Consider the following 24,220-nt stretch of genomic DNA (forward strand, 5'->3'; position numbering starts at 1 on the left):
AAAAATCGTCTTTATGCTCAAGGAATTATTCAACGGAGGGAGAATGAAAGAATCGTCTCTTGCTTGTTATTGCTGCACTTTGTTCTGCTTGCTTTTTACGCTGGGAGTTCAGGGTCAAGCTAAACTCAACCCGATCAAGTTAGACTCTGCGCTTACCGCATTGCACCAACTTCAGCTTTTCAACGGCGTGGCACTCGTGGCCCAGGATGGTCAAGTCGTGTATCAAAAAGCTTTTGGCAACGCCGATGCGGGTGGTAAAACTGCGCTCAATGCCCAATCTTCCTTCAACCTGGCCTCCGTTTCCAAGCAATTTGTAGGCATGTGCGCCATGATGCTCAAGGAAGAAAACAAACTCCAATACGATGATCCCGTCCAAAAGTACCTTGCGGGTTTTCCTTATCCAAATATCACGGTCAGGCACCTGTTGAATCATACTTCCGGTTTGCCCGAGTATTTTGATCTGGCCCAACGCTACCAGACTTTGCTGGATACCCTGACCAACGACGATATGTTGCAACTCCTGATCCAGCACAAACCTGAGCTGGAATTTGAACCCGGCAGCAAATGGGCCTATTGCAATACGGGCTACGTCTTGCTGGCCTCGGTGGTAACTAAAGCATCGGGGGAACCTTTTGCCGATTTTTTTGCCGAGCGGATTGCCCGTCCTCTAGGGATGAATCACTCTTTTGTGTACCATTACAAAGGCCCTAAAGTGCCTGATCAACGCGTATTGGGCATGCGCAGGGAAGGTGGAAAACTGCTGCCCGATGACCTACTTCGACTGGATGGCGTGGTCGGTGATGGAAATGTATACTGCTCTGCCGAAGACCTTTTGCGCTGGGATCAAGCCCTTTATACCGAAAAACTGATCAAGCAAGCCACCTTGAAGGAAGCCTTTACGCCTGTAAAACTCAATGATGGAAGTACTTATCCTTATGGGTTTGGATGGGGCATTGACAACGAAGGAAAATTACTCAGTCATACTGGCGGTTGGGTAGGTTTTCGAACCATCATCATCCGTGACCTGGCACAAAAACGCACCTTTATCCTGCTGGACAATTCTGGGCAATCCTATGGACATCAGTTGATCCAGGACTGGGCAGAAGGCATTGCATTTCCTATCCCAAAATCTCAACTCATCCGCAATGTGCTGATCGTCGATGGCACCGGGAGTGCTGCGCGCCCGGGAGCAGTACGGGTACTCGACAACCAAATCCAAGATATCGGAGCACTTGCCCCTTTGCCTGGAGAAAAAGTAGTGGATGGTGGCGGAAAGGTATTGGCACCTGGATTTATCGATACCCATAGCCACCATGTGGGTGACATGGACGAAAAGCCGGAAATGCTGGCAGTGGTTAGTCAGGGCATCACTACGATTGTAACGGGTCAGGATGGGAGTTCTGAACCAATGGATACCCTATCTGCCTGGCTAAAACGCAAACCTGTAGCCGTCAATATTGCCTCTTATACTGGTCACAGCACCGTGCGCATTCAGGCAATGGGATTGAGCAGCTTTCGCCGACCAGCCACTGCTGCTGAAGTTGAAAAAATGAAAGTCCTGCTGGATGCCGAATTAAAAGCGGGTTCGCTGGGGCTTTGCTCTGGGTTGGAATACGAACAAGGTTTTTATTCCAACCGCGACGAAGTCATCGCTTTGGCCAAAGTGGCGGCAGCCGCTGGTGGGCGCTACATGAGTCACATCCGCAGCGAAGACATTCACCTCGATGAGGCACTGGACGAAATCATTCAAATTGGACGAGAAGCCAAACTTCCCGTTCAAATCTCCCATTTCAAAATTGCCCTGAAAAGCAGATGGGGCCAGGCGCCGCAAATTTTGGCGCAACTCGAAGCCGCCCGTACCGAGGGCATAGACATCACCGCAGATGTGTATCCATATGAGCATTGGTTGTCTACACCCCGGGTTTTGTTTCCAAATAAAGATTTTACCAACCTGGCCAGTGCGGAGTTTGCAGTTACCCAATTGATTGATCCTACCCGCAGCATCATTTCTCGCTATGGCGCGCAACCCAGCTACGTGGGCAAAACCTTGAGTGCCATTGCCCAAATGCGAGGCAAACCCGTGGCCGAAACACTGATTTACCTGATAGCCGAAGCCGCGCGCGCCGACAAAGGGGCCTCGATCATGGGGGCGTCAATGGCAGATGAAGACATTTCCAATTTGCTGCGCTGGTCGCACACCAACGTTTGCACCGATGGCTTTGATGGCAGCCACCCGCGTGGTCATGGCGCATTTACCAGGGTTTTGGCAAAATACGTTCGGGAGAAAAAAGCACTTGGCCTGGAAGAAGCCATTCACAAAATGACTGGCCTTTCGGCACAACACCTGGGCATCCGCAATCGTGGTTTAATCGCCCCTGGTTACTATGCCGATTTGGTGTTGTTTGACCCCAAAACGGTACAGGACAATGCCACTTTTCAGAACCCTACTTTGCTCTCTACTGGCATCGAACAGGTGTGGGTCAATGGCAAAACTGTTTTTGCAAAAGGAAAAAGCACCAAAGCGTTTCCGGGAATTTTATTGAAACGAGATATCACGAAATACACCAATCCTCTAAACTAAGGGGCGATAAAAAAATAAGTGATCATGCCAGCATACGTCATCGTACAAGTGAAAGTCAACGAACCCGTTGAATATGAAGTGTACAAATCCCTTACTCCAGCATCTATTGAGGCTTTTGGCGGGCGCTTTATGGTCAGAGGCAGTGCAGTAGAACCCCTGGAAGGCACCTGGAATCCTGGACGCTTGGTCATTTTGGAATTTCCAGACAAAGCTACCGCCAAGGCCTGGTGGGAATCCGAAGAATACGGCCCTGCCAAAGCAATCCGTCAACGCACTGCTGAAACGGAAATGATTCTGGTAGAAGGGTTGTAAGTATCAGGGTGCCAGCAGTTCCTTCATCCATTCTTCGTTTTCGAGTCGGTACTGTACGCGGTCGTGCAAGCGACTTCTGCGGCCTTGCCAAAACTCGATTAAATCCGGGCGTATCAGATAGCCGCCCCAATGCAATGGCCGAGGCAATACTTCAGCACCTGCGTATTCCTGATCCAGGCGTTCCATCTCGGCTTCGAGGACACTTCGATCAGCAATGATGGTGCTTTGTGGCGATGCCCAAGCTCCAAGTTGGCTTTTGCGTGGGCGGCTTTGAAAGTATTCTTCTGACAATGCAGTACTCACTTTTTCAATCGCCCCTTCAATGCGTACCTGGCGCTCCAGGTCATGCCAAAGAAAGGTAATTGCAGCATAGGGATGCGCCAACAATTCCTGGGCTTTGGCACTGTTGTAATTGGTGTAAAAAACGAAACCTTCTTTGTCAAAGCCTTTCAACAAAACGACCCGACCTCTTGGACGCCCCTGGGCATTGATCGTTGAAAGAGTGAAAGCGTTAGGTTCTTTGATTTCAGCTTTTTGTGCTTCTTCAAACCAGATCGCAAATTGATCAATCGGATTGGCCTGGGTATCGGCAATGTCCAAGGTTGCAGCGCTGTAATCCTGCCGCAGATCAGCAATATTCTTTATCATGATGGAATGATTGTTGTAAAAGACTCTTTGTTCGTAAAGGCTAACAAGTAAAACTACACAAAAGATCTTTTTTCGCTATCCATTCTTGTTTAAAAATGCCGCCCATTCTTCGGGGGTGTCGATGTCCAAAACGCCCGCTTCAAAATCGACAATACTTGCTTGATCGAGGTATTTTTGAATCAGGGATTTCGCGCCTTGAGTACCGTGCAACTCAAGCAACTCCCCAAAAAGCAATTGATCAAATAATGCAGGAACCCCACATGTAGCGGCGTACCTGGAAACCACCATTGGGCTATTCCCCTGATTTTTTCGTTCTTGCAATGCCAACAAATGAACGCTATTCAGCAAAGGCTGATCTCCAACCAGAATCATCGCTTTTTGACAATCTTTCGCAACCTGAAGGAGATGCTTCACCCCCGTTGCAATTGAACTTCCCATTCCGGTAGACCAATCCGAGTTGTACACTGTTTCAACCTCTAATCCTGCCAATTCGGGTTCAATTAGTTCTTGGTTGGCACCCAATACCACTACTATTGGCCGAAAGGGAGTACTCAGCGCAATTCGAATTGCTCTTTGCAGCAAATTTTCGGTTCCGATTCGCAACAGTTGTTTGGGTTGTCCCATTCGAGTGGAAGCACCTGCCGCCAAAATGATGATGCCCGTACTGGCTTGGTTTTCCTTGTCTTGAATCATATTGAGATTAATTATGTGTGCCTACACTACCTTAATTCATTTCTTTTTTGCGTTATTGGGGTAAAATTACTCAATATGTTGCGTTTTATAACCCTCTCCGGCATCCTTACCATTTGTTCAATTCAACTCATCAGTGCTCAAGACCAAGCGCTGCGTTATGAAGATGCCATCTACCAGCCCTACATCCGTTCGGTAAAATTGACCCAAAAAGGCCTATACCTTAATCCGCCAATTCTAACACTAGAAGGAAACGACTTATTGGAATTAGAGTTTGATGACATGGAGGCCGACTCCAAGTCCTACTATTACCGCATCATTCAATGCGACATCAACTGGAAACCAACTCCGCTAGCAGAATTGGATTACATTGAGGGTTACTCCAATGACCTCCTGCGGGAATACCACAATTCATTCAAAACCACTACTTCATTTTCTCATTATCGGCTCATTTTACCGAATGAAAATACCCGCATAACCCGTTCAGGAAACTATTTACTCCAAATCTACGAAAACCTCGACAAGGAAGTTACGGTACTGAGCAGGCGTTTTATTGTGTTGGAAAACAAGGTTTTCGTTGCCGCAAAGCTGGTTACCCCCGCAGCAGTTGGCAAGTACCGAACCCATCACGAAATTGATTTTGAGGTTGGCGTGGACAAACTTCCGGTAGGCAACATGCGCCAGGAAATCAAAGCGACCATTCTGCAAAACAACCGTTGGGACAATGCCATCCAAGCACTGGTTCCCAATTTTAATCGCCTTAATAATTTGGTTTGGGATTATCAGGATAAAGTGGTATTCCCGGCAGGAAAAGAATTCCGGTGGTTGGATATGCGTAGCCTGTTCATTTTCGGCTCTCAAATTGCCAGCATCAACAAGGTCAATGGTCGCTTTGAAGTCATCGCGAAAGAAGATCACCCCTTTGATGGCAAACAATACTTCCAGATTTTAGACCTGGATGGCGATTTCGTGATCGGCAACTCTGATCAGAGGGGAATGCGGCTCAATGAGAATTTACAGAGTCGCACAAACACAAATGGGGCAAATCCCAACACTTCCGATTGGCGAGATCTAGCTCAAGACGAATCAAATCACTTCAACAACTCGGTTGGCAGCGACTATGCAGAAGTACAATTTTTTCTGGGCATGAACGAGCCATTGCTCAATCAGGATGTATACCTCGTTGGCCGATTCAATGATTGGCAAATGCAGCCCCAATACAAAATGAGTTTTGACGATGTCCAGCAAGCCTACACGGTTCGTGTTCCACTCAAGCAAGGATATTACAATTACGCTTTTTCGGCAAAACCGAGAAACAGCACTACTGCTCCAGTTAATTTGACGCCAATTGACGGAGATTGGTGGGAAACCGAAAATGTGTACACCATTTTGATTTATTACCGCGCATTTGGAGAACGTTACGATCGAGTAATCGGCATGACTCGGGTTCAATCCGGCATCCGTTAAGCGTGCAATGGTGAATTTTGATTAATAATCCACGTTACTCATCTAGAATAACCGCCTTTTTATATAAAAATTTCGACCTTTTGGAGTTGCTTTCCTAGTATTGCAGTGTGTTAAAATTTTTAAGAAATCGCCATAAGTTTAACACGCTAAACGACTAGAAGCATTATGTCAAACTTCGCCAAACTGAGCTTGGGTGGATTATTAGGTCTGCTGATTTGCGTAGGGGTTCAAGCCCAGCAACGCTGGAATCTTCAGCAATGCATTGAATACGCCACCCAAAACAGCATCTCAATCAAGCAGATCCAGAACCAGATCCGCACCAGCGAATTAACGCTCAAGCAGAATCAATTCAACCGGCTTCCGTCCGTCAATGCTTCGGCCAATGGAGGTATCCAGTTTGGCCGTACCATCGACCCTACCACCAACTCCTTCAACTCGCAAAACATTGTCAGTAACAGTATTGCACTGTCTGCCAACGTACCGATTTACAATGGAGGGCGACTCAAAAACAACATCGCTTTGAGCCGCATTGATCTCGAAGCGATCAAATACGACGCAGCCTTTACTGCGAATAATATCGCCTTGAGCGTAGCTGCAAACTACCTCAATGTCTTGCTCGCCGAAGAGCAATTGGCCATTGCCCGCACCCAACTAGAACAGGCGCGCTTGCAATTGACGCAGACAGAAAAACTAATTGAGGCAGGATCTCGTCCCCGCAACGAACGGCTGGATGCTCTAGCTCAAGTTGCCATTAATGAGCAAACAGCTGTAGACGCCGAAAACCAGGTAATCATTCGCTATTTGGCACTCAAACAACTGATGGTACTCGATCCCGCCCAGGAATTGTTGATTGAACGGCCTCAAGTAATCATTCCAGCAGATTCCAATCCAGACGCCTATGTCCTGGAAACTATTTTTACCGGAGCATTGGGTGCACAACCACAAATTTTGGCTGGCCTAAAACGCCGGGAAAGCGCCGAAATTTCTATCGATGTAGCGAAATCTGGGATGTTGCCCTCTTTGTCTATGTATGGCAACCTCAACTCCTATGCTTCCAGTCGGGCTTACAATTACACCTTTGAAAGACAAAGATATAGCCAAACTGCATTTTTCAACGGGCAGCCTATCAACTTTGAGATTGAAAATCAAGTGCCTGTGCAGGCAGGTAAGCAAGCGTGGACAGATCAAGTCAATCAAAACTTTGGCCAAAACATCGGTCTCCAATTGTCAATCCCAATTTTCAACAACTACCGCAACCATATCAACATTGAACGCGCCAAAATCAATGTTATCGGAGTAGACTTGACCAACGAGCAAACCCGCCAGCAGTTGAAAACCGATATTCAAACCGCCATTGCCAACGCCCGGGCAGCCCGTCGTTCATTGATTGCCGCTCAAGCATCCGAAGAAGCCTCTCGATTGGCCTTTGAAAACGCCCAGCAACGGTTTGACATTGGGACTTCCAACCAGTTGGAATTCAACACCGCGCGCAACAACTTGTCGCGGGCGCAAATGGATTTGACTCGCGCCAAATACCAATACGTATTCAACGTCAAGCAGGTAGAATTCTACCAAGGCAAAAAAATCACCCTCAACTAAACCCAACCCACGACTTCTGTCGTGGGAGGCCACATAAAACTCAACCCGCGACTTTAGTCGTGGGAAAGCGCGAAAGCGCGATAAAAAAACACCGTCACAACGCAATAAAATCATGGCAAAGAAAAAAAGCAACAACTGGTTAATCATTGGATTAATAGCCCTCTTGGCTGTTTTAGTTGTAGTTGCCGTCATCCAGGCACGCAACAAACCTAAAGGCGAAAAAGTAACCGCCGAAAAAGCAGAACTTCGCACCATCAAGGAAGTAGTTGCGGCGAGTGGCAAAGTTTTTCCTCACACCGAGGTTAAAATCAGTTCTGACGTTTCCGGAGAAATCGTGGAATTGTACGTTAAAGAAGGCGATTCGGTACGACTAGGCCAAGTATTGGCCAGAATTGATGCCGACGTTTACCAGTCACAAGTTGAGCAAGGTATGGCGGCACTCAATCAGGTCAAAGCCCAGGAAGCCAATGCCAAAGCCCAAATTGAAAGCCAACGCGGACAGCGCGAGCAAATCCTGGCCAACCTGGAGAATGCCCGGGAAATTCAAAAGCGCAACGAAAAGCTGTTCAAAAATGGGGTAATTTCTGAAGCAGATTACCAAACGTCCTTGTCCAGTATGCGGGCATTGGAAGCCAATTTGAAAGCATCAGAAGCCAGCATCAAATCTTCTCAGGAAAGTGCCAAAGGCGCAGCTTTCCAAATTCAAAGCTCGGAAGCATCCCTCAAGCAGTTGCGCACCAGCTTGAAACGTACCACCATTTATTCCCCCAACAATGGCATCGTTTCCAAACTGAATGTGGAAAAAGGGGAACGCGTAGTAGGTACCATTCAAATGACGGGTACAGAAATGATGCGCATCGCCAACCTCAACAACATGGAAGTACGGGTAGATGTGAGTGAAAACGACATCCCTCGCGTGAAATTGGGAGATGCAGTTGATGTTGAAGTAGACGCTTACATTGGTCGCAAATTTCTTGGTCACGTAACCGAAATTGCCAACTCTTCGTCCAATTCGGCAACTGCGGCCCTGACCAGCGACCAGATCACCAACTTTGAAGTACGCATCGCGATTGATCCAAGCTCTTATCAGGATTTGATCGAGCCACGCAAACGCTATCCTTTCCGTCCCGGTATGTCTGCTTCAGTAGAAATCAATACCACCACCAAAGCAAACGTATTGACCATTCCAATCCAGTCTGTTACGACCCGTGAAAAAGATGCCAGCAAAACCAAATCCAAAGTGGTCAAAAACAACGACGGCGAAGAAGAACTGGTCAAAGACTTAAATGAGGATGACCTCAAAGAAGTAGTCTTTATCATCGGCAAAGGCGATACCATCAAAATGGCTGAAATCAAAACCGGTGTTCAAGACGACTCTTACATCGAAGTATTGGAGGGCATCAAAGCTGGTGACGTAGTGGTTTCCGGTCCCTACTCTACCGTTGCCCGCAAACTCAAAGCTGGCAACGTAGTCCGCAAAGTCAAAGAGGATGAACTGTTCTCTGATGGCAAAAAGAAAAAGACAGAAGATCAATAAGTTATAGACCTACTCAGCGACACTTAATTGAATTTTCAATTCAACTAAGTGTCGTTGTTGTTTTACTCCAAACAGGACTTTTGACGGTAGCTTAAAATGAGTTTAATTATTTTTATCAAAAATCCTGCACTAGGAAAAGTAAAAACCCGCCTCGCCACCACGCTGGGCGATGAAGCAGCGCTTGACATTTACCACAAATTATCCGCACACACCCGCGAAGTCGCTTCAGCCATAGATTTTCCCCGTTATCTGTATTACAGCGATTTCATTGACTGGACCGATGATTGGGACAATGACCTATTTGTCAAAAGACTTCAAGAAGGGGAAGACCTGGGCGAACGTATACTCAATGCCTTCACAGAAACCCTGCGCCAGCATTCTCCTGCCATGATTATTGGCAGCGACTGCCCATTGTTGACCACGGGTATTTTGCAGGAAGCTGTTAATCAATTGGAAAAACACCCGTTTGTGCTTGGGCCAGCCTTGGATGGCGGGTATTATTTGCTGGGTATGCACGAACCTTGCCCGGAATTGTTTCAGGCCATGGAGTGGAGCACCGACACTGTCGCCCAAGTTACTCTGGAGCGCATTGCAGAACGCAATCAGGCTTGTTACTTACTTCCACCACTTCCCGATGTTGATGAGGCCGCAGATTGGGAGCGATATGGTTGGTAAGCAGAAGCCTCAATTTTTTAAAAAAACAATGAGTGTACTTGACATTTTATCCAAAATTTCATTTCTTCGTATAGTAAAATACTTCAAATGAAATTCAAACTGATTCAAATTATGGAAACGCAAACTGATATTTTTTACCTCAATTTTACCAAAAAACCCATTCAACCTGTTATCCGCAACCTGATCATTGGCGTTGCAGTAGCGGTGCTAATATTAGTTTTGTATACCATTATAAGAGATACCCTTTTGAACAGGGTTTCTTGGGACACCTTTAAGCCTGTTTTTTTCAGTCTGGCAATCTGGATTACAGCTATTCAGGTATGGGTTGAAAGAAATTCAAAAATCGAGGAAGCTTTTGTACGCCTCTCTCCAACTTCCCTTGAATTTAAAAATGAAAATCAAAAAGACAGTACTACCGTTCTGTTGGATCAACTCAAAGAATACCACTTGCAATGGAACCGGATAGACCTCAAACCAATAGACAAGCCCTGGCTTTATATCAATGTACAAAGTCGTGCAAAAGCCAAACTCATTTTTGAGCACTTGCAAACTGCGGTAAAAAAGGAAAAAAGCCCCCAGGAAGTTTAATCACTCATTCAAACCCTCCACAAAAGGGACAAACCTAAACGGGCCCAGAGGTTCATCCTCATATAAGTTGGCGGCTATGCGGCGAATGCGGTACATCGTCTGTTCCTCTTCGCCGACGGGAATCACCATCACCCCGCCAACGGACAATTGCTCGCGCAGGGCATCTGGTACATAGGGCGCACCCGCAGTGACAATGATGCGTTCAAACGGGGCATACTCCGGCAAGCCTTTGTAACCATCGCGGTAAAACAGGCGAATTTGCGGATAACCGATAGCGGGGAGAAAAGTCTTGGCCAGTTCGTACAATTCCTTTTGGCGCTCGATGGTGTACACTCTGGCCCCCAAATGTGCCAGGATACAAGCCTGATAACCAGAGCCTGTCCCTACTTCCAAGACCTTTTGGCGCTTGCTTACCTCCAACAGTTCAGTCATGTGTGCAACCGTATAAGGCTGGGAAATGGTCTGATCGCTGCCGATAGGAAAGGCTTTGTCCTGGTAAGCATGGTCTTCAAAAGCCTTGTCCAAAAAGAAATGCCGGGGCAAAGCAGCAATTGCTTCCAGCACCTTTTCATCTTTGATGCCCTTTTTGCGCAATGTTTCCACCAGTCGGCGGCGCATGCCTTTGTGTCGATAAGTATCTTCCATTTTTGGCGTCTGCCTCAGCTTTTGAGCATGGGAATATGCGGAATGCCATCTTCCAAATATCCTTCCCCACACTGTACAAATTCTAAAGATCCATAAAATTTTTCCAAATACGCCTGCGCGCCAATTTTGATGGGCTGCACACCAAATCTTGCGTACAATTGCTCAATGCTGTAATTCATCAAAATGCGTCCCCAACCGCCACCCCTTGAAGCGGCAGAAGTAACCACCCGACCGATGGAGGCATAATCCGGATAAGCTATCCCTTTTTCCAACAAACGCGTATAGGCGTGCAACTTGCCTTCCTCTCCGTATCCAAAGCAATGGAAAGCGACCAGGTCTTTGCCATCGGCATCCAGAAAAGCACAGTTTTGCTCCACCGAAAAAATTTCCTGCCGCAGCACCATGCTGTCGTACAATTCGTGCAGGGTCAATTCATCAAAGAATTTACAGGTAAATGTCAAGTTCATCTGAAAAGTGCTACAATTTTTGGTCCAAAAATCAATAAACCAACCCCCACTGCCGCAAGTGCAGCAATCAAAACGGCTCCAGCGGCAACATCTTTGGTTTTACCTGCCAGCTCATGGTAATCCGGTGAAACCAAATCGGTCAGAAATTCCAATGCTGTATTGAAACCTTCCGCGACAAGGACACTGCCTATCGTCAAAACCAACAAAATCCACTCTTGCACTGCAATGCGAAAATACCATCCTGCACCAATCACTGCCAGGGTAACTCCCAAATGGATGCGTGCATTGGGTTGGCTTTTAATCAAAACAGCAATCCCGTTGAAGGCATATTTGAAACTGGCAACGCGTTTTTCCAGCATAATTAAAAAATTATTTTGTTCCAGCCGTTCAAAGCTTAATTTTCTTTGGAATACTGTAGGCTTCTTGCTATTTTCCCGCTCGTAATTCACAAGCAAAAAGCCTGTTGAACGTTTGAAAATTTCAATTCATGACAACCCACAAGATCTGCATGTTGGGTACTGGCCTAATCGGTACCTTTTACAACAGGACAATGCACAACCTGCGCGGGCGCGACCGGGTTCACCCCATTTACTCCCGCAGCCAGGAATGCGCCGACAAGTTCGCTAAAGAATGGGGAATTCCCAAGACTTCCACCAATCTTGCTCAAGCCATTCAGGATCCAGAGGTCAATGTTGTCGAGAGTGGATTGCACAATGATCACCACAGATGAAATTTCTCAAAAAGTAATTTATAAAGCATAATAACCAAAATCTGATTCCTGCTCAACGCTCTTTTTTCTTAGCTGGAGCCAGTGACAGGATGATTGAATTGGCTTATTGAAACACAAGATTATGTTGGCAATCGGAATGGATCTGGGCGGTACCGCAGTAAAAGCCGTCGTCATTGATCACTATGGGAATGTAATCAAAACGATGTCCCGTCCCCTGGGACAACACGCCACCTCCATCGATGAGTGGAGTTGGAAAGGCGTCGTAAAATCTGTCGCTACCGATCTATTGGAAGAATTTTCAGGGCGCGTCACCGCAATGGGCATGTCGGCCCCCGGAATTTGCAATGAAGAAAATACGGCCATCTACTCCATGCCCGGTCGTTTTTATGGCCTGGAACAATTCATCTGGTCGGATTACCTCGACCATGAGACCTGTATCCTCAACGATGCCCACAGTGCATTGATGGCCGAGGCTCAGTTTGGCGCAGCCAAAGGGTACAAAAATGCCATTTTACTTACCCTTGGAACAGGTGTTGGCGGGGGGATCATCATCGATGGAAAATTGCTGCAAGGCCGCAACATGATGGCGGGTCACTTGGGGCATATCTCCGTAGATGCCGACAATCCAGAGCTGGATATTTTCAAAATCCCCGGTAGCATCGAAGACCACATCGGCAATGCTACCATCGAAAAGCGCACTTACCACCGCTATCAAGCAACCCACGAGCTGGAAGCCGCCTACCGTGCAGGCGATCCGGTAGCGACCTATGTATGGCTGAGTTCGGTGCGCAAATTGTCCATCGCCATGTGCTCTTTGATCAATGCGCTTTCACCAGAGGTATTCGTTCTAGGCGGTGGCATCGCACAGGCTGGCGATTCTTTAATGAAGCCTCTGGCTGCTTTTATGGAATTGCATGAGTGGCGGCCTCGCGGCGAAGGTGTTCCAGTACTTTTGGCACACCACGGCGAACATGCCGGAGCCATTGGAGCAGCTGCGTTTGCGATTCGGCAGAGTACGAAATAGGTTTTGGTTTTAGGAGTCGAAAAGCCGCACGCTTTGGAATGGAATAAGACTGAACTCTCCGAATTCGCGCGAATTCGGAGAGTTCAGTATATTTTTGAAAAAAACCGGTGATTACTCGGTTTTATGTCGAAACGCTGATAAACCAGCCACGTCAAGTAGGCAAAACTACCTGGATCTTTTTGCTGAATCAATGATTAAAACTTCCCAGCCAACACGCAAGTCAGTTTCTGTTGCGATTTATTTCCCTGAGGTTCAAACAATTCAACCCACACTACATACACCCCAATTCTGGCTTTCAGGAGTTCATCCGTGGTGCCATCCCATTTGAGGATGCCTTCGGCAGAAAGGGATTCGTTGCGCGCCAACCGTTTTACGGGGCGACCGTTGATGTCAAAAATACTGATGTTGGCCAGATATCCGGGCGCATTGGTTTGATAAGGCAACAATAAAATGTCCTGAAATCCATCTCCATCTGGCGAAAACTTGGATTCTTCGATTCTAAATACCGCCTCCGCGTTTGGTTCTGTTGACCTGAAGATTTGAGAGTTGGTATATCCTGGGGTAGCCGAACCCGCTGAAGTCGCCGCAGAGTGCCAATTTCCAGCAGCGTTGGTGGGTAAATCAAAATTGAGTCGTTCCAAAGACACGCCTCGTTCCTGATCCAATAAGGGGCTATGTAGTTTATTGCTGTAATTGAACGAGTCAAGCGAAACACCATTGTATTGTAAGGTGATGTTGCCTTGATCCGCTTCGAGCGTTGGCAAGGCATTTTTCAACAAGGCCGTAGAATCCTTAATAATATAACGTTGGCGAACATCGGCGGTAGATTCTGCGATGGCCACATAACGACCAGGAGCCAACAGGTAATTCGAACCAACCAGACTTTGAATCCCTCCCGTTGTTTTTTTTCGATTGATCAGCAGCAACCCTTTCAGGTTGATCAACTTTTGAGACTTGTTGTAAATCTCTACAAAGTCCGAACCTCCCGATTGAGGATTAAACAAGATTTCGTTGACGATCAAATCTCCAGCAATGGCTGGTTCTGGCAAGCCGGTTAGTACTTGCTGACTGGTTGTTTGGGCATTTCCCAAACAATCGCGGATTCCAGGAGCAATGGTTAAGGTATAGGCTTTGGCGATTTGTAATGGCGCATTCAAGCTTAAAATCACGGAAATTTTGTCTGGTTGCAGGGTAGCATCTATGATTCCAACCCCGTCAGTTAGGGCATACCACCGCAAATCTTCAGCAGAGTTGAGATCCAGCGGCTCATCAAAACTGAGTACCAGTTCCTTGTCATTAATCGATACTGCGGTAATCAATTTGGGTCCGCTGCGATCGGTGAGTTGGTTGTTGATAGAGTTGAGTCGACCCGGAGTACCACCTGTAGGATCCACGCTAGCCCGCCAGTTTCCGGGGCAATCTGCAGGTGCGTTGGCGTTAATGAGTTCTAAAGCCCAGCCTCCCTGCGCTTTGTCCACATCCCGGTACCAATCATCGGTATAGTTGACCTGATTCAGTACAGTCCCAGCGGTCGTTCTCAAACTTAGGTCATCTCCTGAATTGGTCAGAGAAGGAAAGCCAGGCACACCAACCACCGGCCCAAAAGCTCGGAAGCCAAGCACATTTTCGGGTGCACATAAGATAAAAAAGGTATTGGGCAAAAACAATCCTTTGCCCAGGCTTGCTGGCGTTCCACCATTAGATATCTGCAAATCATCCAGTGCGATGACTTTGTTGCTTTTGTTCCACAATTCGAGGTATTCCACTGCTGGCAGTTTACCCAAAGCTGGGGTTGGGTCAGCCATAATTTCACTGATCACAATATCCCCCTCCGCTGCCTTGCTGATTTCAAAGTAAGTAAATTTGCTGCGCTGAACGCTTGCGGTATTGCCAAATGCATCCCGAATGCCCGTTACGGAGCAAGTATATTCAACCAGGTTTTTCATTTTTTCCCCCAGGGTTAGAATGACGTTTCCGGGGTTATTGGCATCTCTAGTGGCAGATGCGATGGAGCCTGCGCTAGGATTTAGGTCATAAATATCGGTCTTGTTTGCGCTGGCCAGATCAACTGTTTCATTGAATTTCAGCAAGATGCTTTGGGCAGAAAGGGCTTCAACCCCCAATAAAACGGGTGGAGTGCGATCTGTAAACAGCGGATCAACCCGGATATCGTCCAAAGAAAAAGCCTTGTTTCGCGTAGCCGAATACCTGCAAATCCATCCAAAGTGCGTACCCGAAGGATAAGTTGCATCTTTTGCCTTCCCTTCTTGTACAAATGCCTGGGCACCTTCATAATCGGCTGCTAGCGTCCAGGTTCCTGAGGTATCCCTACTCACTCGAACCCGTACATTTACGGTGGGAGAACCTACTCCGCCAGAACGGCCATTTAAAAAAGCAGTCAGTTTATCTCCGTCCTGCCGATAAAGTTGCAAGGCATCTGAATCTCCATTTATCCCCCCCACCTGGATGAAATAGCCGTTGAGCGGTTTGGATAAATCTGCTTGACTGGCCGATAAATAAACCCGTGGATAATTGGTAGTAGAAGGCGAAAAAGCCAAATTCACATAAAATTCCCAACTCGTTGACCGGTCACTCCCGGTAGGCGCAGGAATGGACAAATACGCTTGATTGTTGGTAACTGGATTGTTATCAGACAACTGTAACGCGCCATTTACCACGGCAAACTTACTGGAATCACCTTTCCATCCCTGAAAATTTCCGGATGAGAAGTCAACGGCCAGTTGAGCGTGTACAAAAATGACCCAGCAGCACAGAATAGAAAAAATTATTGTGGTTTTCATGCGTTTAAAGGTAGCAATAAAGATACAATGCACTTATATTTGCCCATTGATAACAAATCACCATGTGTACCTCGCGAACTGACACGCGGGTCGCACACCAGAATGGAAGCAAACTACAAAAAATCGAATGATTTTGAAAGTTAAATCTATTCACAATATTTCAACCGCCCTAACCTGCACAATTTTTCCTCATTATTTAAATTGTTTTGAACATGAGAGTAGCAGTAGTCGGTGTAACCGGTATGGTAGGTAATGTGATGATCAAAGTATTGGAAGAACATAAGTTTCCAATTACTGAATTTATCCCGGTTGCTTCGGAGCGCTCAGTAGGCAAAGAAGTTGCGTACAATGGTAGCAAATATGTGATCATTGGCATGGAAGAGGCCATTGCAGCTCGGCCAGATGTGGCTATTTTTTCGGCAGGTGGCAGTGCTTCACTGGAGTGGGCACCGAAATTTGCAGAAGTTGGTACAACAGTAATCGATAATTCATCTGCCTGGCGGATGGATCCTTCTAAAAAACTGATTGTTCCTGAAATCAACGCGCATACCCTGACTGCCGAAGACAAGATCATTGCCAATCCCAATTGCTCTACCATTCAGATGGTTTTGACATTGGCGCCATTGCACAAAAAATACGGCATTAAGCGTATTGTGGTTTCTACCTATCAGTCCATCACTGGTACAGGTATGAAAGCGGTTAAACAATACCAAATGGAGCGCAAAGGATTCGAGGCTGATGAGATGGCCTATTTCTATCAGATTTTTGAAAACTGCATTCCCCACTGCGATTCTTTCCTGGAAAACGATTACACCAAAGAAGAAATGAAATTGGTGAATGAAACCCGGAAGATTCTCGGAGATCAGAGCATTGCCATTACGGCTACTGCTGTTCGTGTCCCTGTATTGGGTGGACACAGTGAATCGGTAAACCTGGAGTTTTTACAACCTTTTGAAATAGCGGATGTTAGACAAATTTTAAGTGAAACACCAGGCATCATCGTTCAAGACAACCCAGCCAAGAATGAGTACCCGATGCCGATGTTGGCCAAAGACCGCGATGAAGTATTTGTAGGTCGGATTCGTAGAGATGATTCCACAACCAATGGTTTGAATCTATGGATTGTAGCGGATAACTTGCGCAAAGGTGCTGCAACCAATGCGGTGCAAATTGCCGAATACTTGGCTGCCCACAACTTGGTTGGTCATTCCGCTGTACCGGCATAATGGAGTAAAGACGCGATGCTACTCGGTAATGCGTGCGTTTTTACTTGCAAATCGTTCAACTAATTTCCATTACCTTGTTGTATACTAGGTAAATACTGAAAAAAAATGCTATTTTTGATTTAATAAACGGATATTACCAACCGTTTTCTACGAACAATGTACATCATGAACATTTTGAATAAAATCAAAATGCATTGATAATCAGCAAATTTGTCACCAGTTTATGAAGACCAAGCTCGTACTTTGGGGTACTAACGCACAGAATGAACGATTGTTAATTGCCCTTGAATTGATGCCGGAGGAAAACAAAGTGAAAGCTTTTACTTTCCCCGAACAAATTGCAACCGAAGAGTTCAGCCAACTGATGCTCAAGGAATGGAGAGACGGCAACGCAGTCGAATTTCCAGAAGGCTTTTCTGCAGAAGAGAGAGAACTCACCCTGAGCGGTAGTATTCTCCCCGATGGCGTAAAAGCTGAACGGGATGACATTGTACAACGCGCCCAAACCGAATGGCATTTCATTGTGCTCTCTTCTCGACTTTATCACACCTATCATTCTGAATTGAATGAATTCAGAGACCGCATCGAAAAGGCTTTGCGTTTTGAATCTGGGTTGTGGGACGAGTTGAAGGGGTTCTGGGACAAAGTACAAGTACAGGTTCGGGATCGCAACTTATTCCGTGAACACGCGGACGCTTTGCGCGATCGCACCAACGAGCTGTTCACTTCATTAAAGGAATTACGGGGCAAATTGGATGAAGAATTTGAACGCCTCTCCAAAGAGAACTTCGAACGCTTCAATCAAATGTTGACGGATGTAGAGAAAAAGGTTAGTGATGGATTGCGCCTGCAACCGCTCTTTGATGACCTCAAAGAAATGCAACGCAAATTCAGAGAAGCCAAATTAACCAAAGATCACCGTACCAAGATCTGGGATCGTTTAGATCTTGCATTCAAAGTGATCAAAGACAAACGTTTCGGCACCAGCGCAAGCGCACCAACCTCCGGCGCCACAAATGATGGCGTTCCGGGTGATGATCGCTCCCCAGGTGAGCGCCTCAATCGGCGCTACGAAGGCTTGATGTCTGCAATTGACAAGATGGAGAAATCCATCAAGCGAGATGAAGACGATCTGGATTTCCAAAAACGCAAAGTAGCCAACACGGATGGGCAATTAGAAGCGCAAATCCGTCAAGCCAAAATATTGATGATCGAAGAGCGGATTCGCTCCAAACGGGAGAAACTGGGAGAAATGCTCCAGACTCGCGAAGAACTCGATCGTCGGGTGGAAACCCAAAAAGAACGCGACGCAAAAAAAGCCGAGCAAGACAAAATCCTTGAAGCAAAACGCGCGGCTGAAGAAAAAATCAAATCTGAAATCAAAGCAGCCGCTGACGCACGCAAAGATGACGATGGCAAGCTCTCTAAAGCTGCGGAACAATTGAAGGTTGAAAAAGGCACCACACCCAAAACGCCTGAAACGCCCGTTGCTGTCGCTGAAGACTCCTTGCTTGATGCAGTTGTCAATACCGTTAGTGATTCTGTCACCGATTTGGTAGATACCCTTAAAGCAGTAGGTGAAGTAATCGGAGACAAAATTGGTGACCTGGTAGAGGACATCAAAGAAGCAATGGAAACACCTACAGCAGAACCTGAGGCTCCTACAGCCGAAACTGAAACTACTGAAGTTGAGGTGCCAACTACTGAAGTTGAAGTGCCAGCTGCTGAAGTTGAGGTACCAACTGCTGAAGTTGAAGCTACAACCGAAGAACCTGCTGTAGAGAAAGAGGAGGAAATTTCCGAAAAAACGGTAGATCCAGAACAAAAGAATCCAAACGAATAACGATTTTTTTTACACTATTCTGACATACAAAACGAGTTCCTGGCTTCTAATCGACCAGGAACTCGTTTTTTTTTTACTTTTTTCAACCGCTTACCGCCTAAAAACTTCCTTTCACCAAAAGAAAAAATTCTTTTTTTTTCTCCAAAAAAATTATTTTTCTCACAATTCATACATTAATACTCAACAAATAAAGGGGATTATCGAAAAATTCATTGCTATTTTTTTTCACAATGCCCAAATATTGTCCTTGTCAAGGGAAAAATACTGTCGCATATTTGTATTGTGATCAGGAGATAACGAGAATGTGAAGCAAGTGATCATCAGCTAGTCAAAAGGATTGGCACACAAAATTGAATATGTTCATGGGATTATAATTTGTCAGTGGTCGGTCGTCCCGAAAGAAATTTCGGGACGATGGACACCTTTTAAACTGACAAGGTCTCTGCTCAAAAATAAAAAAGGGCATTTCTCAAACGAAATGCCCCTCAAGTAGTAACTAGGTCATGCTCATGGAATTATTGCAAAAAGATATTTCGTGAGATTACAATTTTTTTTGTTGGGGTCAAGAATTAGCATATTGTGAGGCCAAGTTACGAGGAATAATTCTTCTGTGCAAGAAAGAAGCATTATTTCTATCAACGGACTCAAGAGATTTTTTTTGGATATGTTCATGGGATTATATGTAAGGGTCGCGCTTAAAGTGCGACTTTTTTTTTGCCCCTACTTCATCGCTCCACAGAACTTTAATTTTAAGACTTCCGTCTGGCAATTTGGTCACACTTTTGCCACGCCGTTGTCACGCTATGATTCAAAAAAATATTTCCTGCGCAGCACGAAAAGTATTGGCATGTGCTTCAACTATCAAAGCCAATCGTTCGGAATATCCTCCGCCCATACTTACTGCTACTGGCACATTGTTTTCTTTACACATTTTCAGCACGTACCAATCTCTTTCGCGGCAACCTTGCGTAGACAAACTCAAACGCCCGAGCTTATCACTTTCCAATACATCTACACCAGACAGGTAAAAAACCAAATCGGGTTGGACTTTTTCGATCAATCCTGGCAAGGTTTTTTTCAAAAGACGCAAATAAGTCCAATCATCGGTATTGTCGGGCAAACCGATATCCAAATCAGAAACTTCTTTGCGCAAAGGAAAATTTTTAGCCCCATGCATGCTAAAAGTGAATACCCTGGGTTCATTCCGAAAAATATGCGCAGTGCCATTGCCTTGATGGACATCCAAATCAACCACCAAAATTTTTTCCACCAAGTGATGATGCAGCAAATAATTGGCAGCTATCGCTATATCATTGGTACAACAGAACCCTTCTCCCCGAAAAGCGTAGGCATGGTGGGTTCCTCCGGCAACATTCATGGCTACCCCGTATTGCTGCGCAAACAACGCACATTGTAAGGTTCCATTGGCGATGACCCGGCTTCTTTGCACCAGCTGGGGCGTCAAGGGGAACCCAATGGCCCGGATTTCGCGTTCTGTCAATTGCTGGTCGCGGAGGCGCTGCCAATAATCCAGGGTATGGGTAAGCAGAATGCTGGCCTCATCCAGCGGCTCTGGATTAAAGAAGTTTTCTTCGCACACCGTCCCTTCATACAGGAGTTGTTCCGGGATCAATTCATACTTGATCATCGGAAAGCGATGCCCTTCTGGCAGTTTATACTTGTAAATTGGGTCGAAAGCGATTTTAAGCATCAAACTTTTTCTATTTTTGCAGCGCAAAAAAAATAGCTATCCTTTGCAATTCTTGTAACAAGGCGAAAGGTGGCCACAAAAATAACACATCATGCATTTAAGTGAACAGGAAATTATCAGAAGGGAACACCTAGATGAATTGCGCAAATTGGGCGTTGACCCCTACCCTGCCCAAGCGTTTGAAGTCAATGCCCTGGCTTCCGACATTAAAGCACAATTCAGTGACGATGCTCCCGAACAGTTTGAAGCAGTTTCTTTGGCTGGCCGGATGATGGTGGTGCGCGAAAAAGGTAAAGTGACTTTTGCCGAATTGCAAGACAGCAGTGGGCGGATTCAGCTCTACATTTCGCGCAGCGACGTTACCGACGGCGAAAATTTTGACCTGTATGATGTGGTATTGAAACGCCTGCTCGATTTTGGTGACTATATAGGTGTCAAAGGATTTGTGTTTCGCACCCGCATGGGCGAAATCACCATCCACGTTAAGGAACTGACTTTGCTCAGCAAGTCTTTGCGCCCATTGCCGATGGTCAAAACCCGCACCAATGAGGCAACGGGTGAAACCGAAGTGTATGACGCTTTTACCGATCTGGAACAGCGTTACCGGATGCGTTATGTGGACTTAACCGTAAATCCGCACATCAAGGAAGCATTCATTACCCGCAGCCGGATCATTACGGCCATGCGCCGTTTTTTCGATGATAAAGGCTGGTTGGAAGTAGAAACGCCCATTTTGCAGCCCATTCACGGAGGTGCTGCTGCCAGGCCGTTCAATACCCACCACAATACCCTGGACATGCCGCTGTACATGCGCATTGCCAACGAGCTGTACCTTAAGCGTTTGATTGCGGGAGGTTTTGACGGGGTTTATGAGATCGGGAAAATGTTTCGCAACGAAGGGATGGACCGTACCCACAACCCGGAGTTTACCTCCATGGAGATCTACGTGGCGTACAAAGATTACTACTGGATGATGGAAATGGTAGAGCAATGCCTCGAATACATTGCCCGTACCATCAACAACGATAACCCACTCCTCAAATTTGACGATCACGAAATCAATTACGCCGGGCCTTACCGCCGCCTGACCATGTACGACTCCATCAAGGAATACACCGGAGTAGACATTTCCGAGATGGACGAAGCGCAATTGCGCGACTTGTGCAAACAACTGCACATCGAAATCGACAATTCGATGGGTCGTGGAAAGTTGATCGATGAAATTTTTGGCGCCAAAGTGGAAAAAAACCTCATCCAGCCCACCTACATCATCGATTACCCGATCGAGATGAGCCCGCTGGCCAAAAAACACCGCAGCAAATCTGGCTTGGTAGAACGTTTCGAGCTGTTTGTCAACGGCAAAGAAATTGCGAATGCCTACTCCGAGTTGAACGACCCGATCGACCAGCGCGAACGCCTCGAAGACCAACTCAACCTGGCCGCTCGCGGTGATGACGAGGCTATGGCCATGGACGAAGATTTTTTGCGTTCGCTGGAATACGGCATGCCGCCTACTTCCGGCCTGGGCATCGGCATCGACCGCCTGACCATGTTTATGACCAACAACCATACCATTCAAGAGGTGTTGTTTTTCCCCCAAATGCGGCCGGAGAAGACGGAAGGGTAACCCACAGTGTGTGCTTGGAAACAAAAAGCCTGTATCTGCTAATGCGTGATACAGGCTTTTTTTTTGTGGGTCAAATGCGATAAGGAACAAAAAATTCAACCTGAAAAAAGTACAAACCTGAGAATCAATTCCTTTAATCCCTTGTGTAGTTTAATTTCGAAAATTTGGGGTGGTCAAAATCGTGCAAAAGTGCCTTGATTTGAGGGATGCCTCTTTATAGCTTGCCATCGAATTATTAATCCGTAAAATATTGTACGCATGAGCAACAGCAAAACCCGCGATCTATTGGCCCAAGAGTATGGGGTCAGTCGCCCTACTTTTTACAGTTGGTTGAAAAGAGTTGGCATCATACTTCCTGCTCGCGTTCTTCTTGCGCCTAGTGAAGTAGAGCTGGTTTACGAGAAATTGGGGAAGCCTGTTTCTTTGGAAGATAAACCTTCCAAATTCTCAAAAGACTGGCGAAAAGGCTGAAAAAGGCTTGATAAAAAAAGCGCCTTGCTTGAAAGTGGGGCGTCTTTTTTACAACAACCAATTTGCTTTACAAACTTTGACACGCTTTTACAAACTTTGACAAATTGGTATTTGAGCTTACTGTAGTTTTGTATTGTACTAAAAAAGGAAAATCATGTTGCATACTATCAATGAAATACCAAACAATAAACAATTGACCAAAGGCTCTTGGGGGCTATCTACTTGGGAAACCTTTGGCGTTTTGTGTGCAGTTTCCTTAGTTGTTTTTTTTGTACAAGATCAGTTGATCCTAACCAAAGATGTGTATTACAGTCTACTGGGAGAACAAATGGCAATCGATCGGATTGATGCGCTATTGAATTTCCAAGCTAAATGGAAATGGGTGAATTATGTTGTCATTCCATTCATGCTTTTGCTTCAAAGCGCAATCATAGCAGCATGCATGTTTACCGGAGCAATCTTGCTGGATTGGAAGATACCCTATCGAGCATTTTTTGGCCTGATCATCAGGGCAATGGCAGTAGTCTCAATGGGCAAAATTCTCCAAACCATCATCCTACTTTTTATGGACATCCAAAGCATGGATGATTTTTACCAGGCAGATTGGTTTTCGCTGCTCGGTTGGGTCGGAAAAGCAAACCTTCCTGAATTGGCAATGGCTCCAGCAAGCTTCCTGAATGTTTTTGAGGTCTTGTTTTGGGTATTGTTGGTAGCAGGGGTAAGGCAATTGAGTGAAAAAGCCAAAGGACTGGGCTTTGTAGCGGGTACTTATGGTGTGGGATTGGTACTTTGGTGTCTGTTTTTGGTGTATTTGCAAGTGAATTTTGGCTCCTAGTTGGGAGTTCAGATAAGAGATTCCTCGGCGCGCGAGAGGAGTAAATTAACTTAATTAAAACCTAAAAACAAATTTATGAACAAGTTTTCAAATGAAGAAATGGCTCTTCTAACCGCAGGTAGTTTTAGAAGTGGCCTATGGTGTGGATTAGCAGGCGTGTCAATACTCATCGGAGGAGCAGCTATGTTTGTCTCTGGAGGAGTACTTGCACCGGTAGCGTATGGAATTGCAACTGCTGCGATCAGTAGTGCATCGGCAGTTGGTTGTGGAATTACTGCTGCTCAAGATTTTAATTAAACAATAAAACTAATCAAAATGGAAAAAGTTGAATTCACTCAAATGGAGAATGTATGTGGTGGTGCGGGAGACCCTACAATAGTTGGTGTATGCGCCGCAATTGGAGTAGGTAGAACAGCGCTTGGAGCATGGGCTTTACTCGGTTCAACCGTTGCTAAAGCTGTCATTGGGGGACCAGTAGGCATTGGATTGTTAGTAGCAACAGGTGCGTGTATTGGTTATACCGTTTATAGTAACTATTAACAGTACAGCATGTCTAAATTTTGATGGCAAAGTTGCAAACGTGGTTGTTTTTTTTATAAATCAGATGCTTCAAAATAGTAGCATTTGATGAGTCAAAATAAGTGTTTTCAAAACGAAATTGTTCAAAAACAAAGCGTTTGTAGCAAAACCCTAAAAATTTAGACATGTTATTATTGTAAAACACTATGGTTTGTGCAAATGAG

Annotated in this window: 24 protein-coding genes; 16 read left to right on the forward strand and 8 right to left on the reverse strand. The window is 45.9% G+C overall.

The window, feature by feature from the left end:
- The first annotated feature begins 13 nt into the window (after positions 1-13).
- The gene (locus ABW391_RS14525; protein WP_353482608.1) at positions 14-2,581 is read left to right on the forward strand and encodes a serine hydrolase; all 2,568 of its coding nucleotides are present in this window, start codon (positions 14-16) and stop codon (positions 2,579-2,581) included.
- Between the two features lie 24 nt (positions 2,582-2,605).
- A complete protein-coding gene (locus ABW391_RS14530; protein WP_353482609.1) occupies positions 2,606-2,893 on the forward strand; it encodes a DUF1330 domain-containing protein in 288 nt (95 codons plus the stop codon).
- A 3-nt stretch (positions 2,894-2,896) separates the two neighbouring features.
- Here ABW391_RS14530 and pdxH read toward each other — a convergent pair whose 3' ends face one another.
- On the reverse strand, positions 2,897-3,541 hold the full coding sequence (pdxH, locus tag ABW391_RS14535; RefSeq protein ID WP_502916329.1) for a pyridoxamine 5'-phosphate oxidase: 645 nt from the start codon (positions 3,539-3,541) through the stop codon (positions 2,897-2,899).
- A gap of 75 nt (positions 3,542-3,616) precedes the next feature.
- A complete protein-coding gene (locus ABW391_RS14540) occupies positions 3,617-4,234 on the reverse strand; it encodes a nucleotidyltransferase family protein (protein WP_353482610.1) in 618 nt (205 codons plus the stop codon).
- A 75-nt stretch (positions 4,235-4,309) separates the two neighbouring features.
- Between ABW391_RS14540 and ABW391_RS14545 the strand changes: the two genes are divergently transcribed.
- The 5 genes from ABW391_RS14545 (at position 4,310) to ABW391_RS14565 (ending at position 10,097) form a co-directional block, all read left to right on the forward strand.
- On the forward strand, positions 4,310-5,698 hold the full coding sequence (locus ABW391_RS14545) for a type IX secretion system plug protein (protein WP_353482611.1): 1,389 nt from the start codon (positions 4,310-4,312) through the stop codon (positions 5,696-5,698).
- Between the two features lie 165 nt (positions 5,699-5,863).
- Positions 5,864-7,297 (forward strand): TolC family protein, encoded by a 1,434-nt coding sequence (locus ABW391_RS14550; protein WP_353482612.1) that lies wholly within the window; start codon positions 5,864-5,866, stop codon positions 7,295-7,297.
- Between the two features lie 112 nt (positions 7,298-7,409).
- Positions 7,410-8,834, forward strand: coding sequence for an HlyD family secretion protein (locus tag ABW391_RS14555; protein WP_353482613.1), 1,425 nt, complete (start codon positions 7,410-7,412; stop codon positions 8,832-8,834).
- A 96-nt stretch (positions 8,835-8,930) separates the two neighbouring features.
- Positions 8,931-9,509: a TIGR04282 family arsenosugar biosynthesis glycosyltransferase gene (locus ABW391_RS14560; RefSeq protein ID WP_353482614.1), complete on the forward strand. Its 579-nt coding sequence runs from the start codon at positions 8,931-8,933 to the stop codon at positions 9,507-9,509.
- 111 nt (positions 9,510-9,620) lie between these two features.
- Positions 9,621-10,097, forward strand: a complete 477-nt coding sequence (locus ABW391_RS14565) for a hypothetical protein (RefSeq protein ID WP_353482615.1) — start codon at positions 9,621-9,623, stop codon at positions 10,095-10,097.
- Here the strand turns inward: ABW391_RS14565 and ABW391_RS14570 are convergent, their stop codons facing one another.
- Genes ABW391_RS14570 through ABW391_RS14580 form a run of 3 tightly spaced genes read right to left on the reverse strand, consistent with a single transcriptional unit; the run spans position 10,098 to position 11,568 of the window.
- Positions 10,098-10,742 carry a protein-L-isoaspartate(D-aspartate) O-methyltransferase gene (locus ABW391_RS14570; RefSeq protein WP_353482616.1) on the reverse strand — a complete coding sequence of 215 codons (645 nt, stop codon included), beginning with the start codon at positions 10,740-10,742 and terminating at the stop codon, positions 10,098-10,100.
- Between the two features lie 14 nt (positions 10,743-10,756).
- A complete protein-coding gene (locus ABW391_RS14575; RefSeq protein WP_353482617.1) occupies positions 10,757-11,209 on the reverse strand; it encodes a GNAT family N-acetyltransferase in 453 nt (150 codons plus the stop codon).
- Positions 11,206-11,568: a diacylglycerol kinase family protein gene (locus ABW391_RS14580; protein ID WP_353482618.1), complete on the reverse strand. Its 363-nt coding sequence runs from the start codon at positions 11,566-11,568 to the stop codon at positions 11,206-11,208. Before ABW391_RS14580 ends, ABW391_RS14575 begins: the two co-directional genes overlap by 4 nt.
- A 128-nt stretch (positions 11,569-11,696) precedes the next feature.
- Here ABW391_RS14580 and ABW391_RS14585 point away from each other — a divergent pair, with 128 nt between their 5' ends.
- Together ABW391_RS14585 and ABW391_RS14590 are read left to right on the forward strand one after the other, a co-directional pair.
- Positions 11,697-11,939 (forward strand): Gfo/Idh/MocA family oxidoreductase, encoded by a 243-nt coding sequence (locus tag ABW391_RS14585; RefSeq protein WP_353482619.1) that lies wholly within the window; start codon positions 11,697-11,699, stop codon positions 11,937-11,939.
- Between the two features lie 121 nt (positions 11,940-12,060).
- The gene (locus tag ABW391_RS14590) at positions 12,061-12,963 is read left to right on the forward strand and encodes an ROK family protein (RefSeq protein WP_353482620.1); all 903 of its coding nucleotides are present in this window, start codon (positions 12,061-12,063) and stop codon (positions 12,961-12,963) included.
- A gap of 194 nt (positions 12,964-13,157) precedes the next feature.
- Here the strand turns inward: ABW391_RS14590 and ABW391_RS14595 are convergent, their stop codons facing one another.
- The gene (locus tag ABW391_RS14595) at positions 13,158-15,764 is read right to left on the reverse strand and encodes a lamin tail domain-containing protein (RefSeq protein ID WP_353482621.1); all 2,607 of its coding nucleotides are present in this window, start codon (positions 15,762-15,764) and stop codon (positions 13,158-13,160) included.
- Between the two features lie 212 nt (positions 15,765-15,976).
- On the opposite strand from ABW391_RS14595, the gene ABW391_RS14600 reads away from it, so the two are divergent.
- Both ABW391_RS14600 and ABW391_RS14605 read left to right on the forward strand, forming a co-directional pair.
- On the forward strand, positions 15,977-16,990 hold the full coding sequence (locus tag ABW391_RS14600) for an aspartate-semialdehyde dehydrogenase (protein WP_353482622.1): 1,014 nt from the start codon (positions 15,977-15,979) through the stop codon (positions 16,988-16,990).
- A gap of 223 nt (positions 16,991-17,213) precedes the next feature.
- A complete protein-coding gene (locus ABW391_RS14605) occupies positions 17,214-18,833 on the forward strand; it encodes a hypothetical protein (protein ID WP_353482623.1) in 1,620 nt (539 codons plus the stop codon).
- A gap of 808 nt (positions 18,834-19,641) precedes the next feature.
- Here ABW391_RS14605 and ABW391_RS14610 read toward each other — a convergent pair.
- Positions 19,642-20,544 carry a histone deacetylase family protein gene (locus tag ABW391_RS14610; RefSeq protein ID WP_353482632.1) on the reverse strand — a complete coding sequence of 301 codons (903 nt, stop codon included), beginning with the start codon at positions 20,542-20,544 and terminating at the stop codon, positions 19,642-19,644.
- A 91-nt stretch (positions 20,545-20,635) separates the two neighbouring features.
- On the opposite strand from ABW391_RS14610, the gene lysS reads away from it, so the two are divergent.
- From lysS to ABW391_RS14635, 5 genes are all read left to right on the forward strand, one after another.
- Positions 20,636-22,171, forward strand: a complete 1,536-nt coding sequence (lysS, locus tag ABW391_RS14615) for a lysine--tRNA ligase (RefSeq protein ID WP_353482624.1) — start codon at positions 20,636-20,638, stop codon at positions 22,169-22,171.
- Positions 22,172-22,429: 258 nt separating this feature from the next.
- Positions 22,430-22,642, forward strand: a complete 213-nt coding sequence (locus tag ABW391_RS14620) for a hypothetical protein (RefSeq protein ID WP_353482625.1) — start codon at positions 22,430-22,432, stop codon at positions 22,640-22,642.
- Positions 22,643-22,796: 154 nt separating this feature from the next.
- Positions 22,797-23,477 (forward strand): hypothetical protein, encoded by a 681-nt coding sequence (locus ABW391_RS14625; RefSeq protein WP_353482626.1) that lies wholly within the window; start codon positions 22,797-22,799, stop codon positions 23,475-23,477.
- A 75-nt stretch (positions 23,478-23,552) separates the two neighbouring features.
- The gene (locus ABW391_RS14630) at positions 23,553-23,774 is read left to right on the forward strand and encodes a hypothetical protein (protein WP_353482627.1); all 222 of its coding nucleotides are present in this window, start codon (positions 23,553-23,555) and stop codon (positions 23,772-23,774) included.
- 18 nt (positions 23,775-23,792) lie between these two features.
- Positions 23,793-24,017, forward strand: coding sequence for a hypothetical protein (locus ABW391_RS14635; RefSeq protein WP_353482628.1), 225 nt, complete (start codon positions 23,793-23,795; stop codon positions 24,015-24,017).
- Positions 24,018-24,030: 13 nt separating this feature from the next.
- Here the strand turns inward: ABW391_RS14635 and ABW391_RS14640 are convergent.
- Positions 24,031-24,220 (reverse strand): hypothetical protein (locus ABW391_RS14640; RefSeq protein WP_353482629.1); only part of this gene is annotated, 190 nt, incomplete at its 5' end.

This window comes from Haliscomenobacter sp. (assembly GCF_040403615.1).
Taxonomy (GTDB): domain Bacteria; phylum Bacteroidota; class Bacteroidia; order Chitinophagales; family Saprospiraceae; genus Haliscomenobacter.